The sequence below is a fragment of the Acidovorax sp. BoFeN1 genome (genome assembly GCF_003345135.1).
GTDB lineage: Bacteria > Pseudomonadota > Gammaproteobacteria > Burkholderiales > Burkholderiaceae_C > Acidovorax > Acidovorax defluvii.
Genome location: NZ_QOZT01000191.1, coordinates 1 through 280, shown reverse-complemented (window position 1 = coordinate 280; position 280 = coordinate 1). Strand labels below are relative to the sequence as shown.

Here is a 280-nt window from a genome sequence, read left to right as displayed (position 1 = left end):
CCAAAGCGGGCTGGCGCACAGCGCCGTGGTGACGGCGGCCAACGTGCATGACAAACACCCTCTGCCCAATCTGCTGCATGGCAATGAGCGGCGCGTGTACGGCGACTCGGCCTATGCCAGCCAGAAAACACTGATAGCGAGCAAAGCCCCCAGGGCCAAGGACTTCACCAACCAGCGCACCCGCCGTGCGGGCGAGGTGGACGAAGTTCAGCGGGCCAAGAACCGCAACAAATCGCGGGTGCGTGCCCGGGTCGAGCATGTCTTTGCGGTGGTCAAGCGC

Annotated in this window: 1 protein-coding gene; it reads left to right on the top strand. The window is 64.6% G+C overall.

Going from position 1 to position 280, the window contains the following annotated elements:
- The coding region (locus tag DTW89_RS19190; protein ID WP_147277690.1) for a transposase at positions 1-280 on the top strand (280 nt) is incomplete at both ends.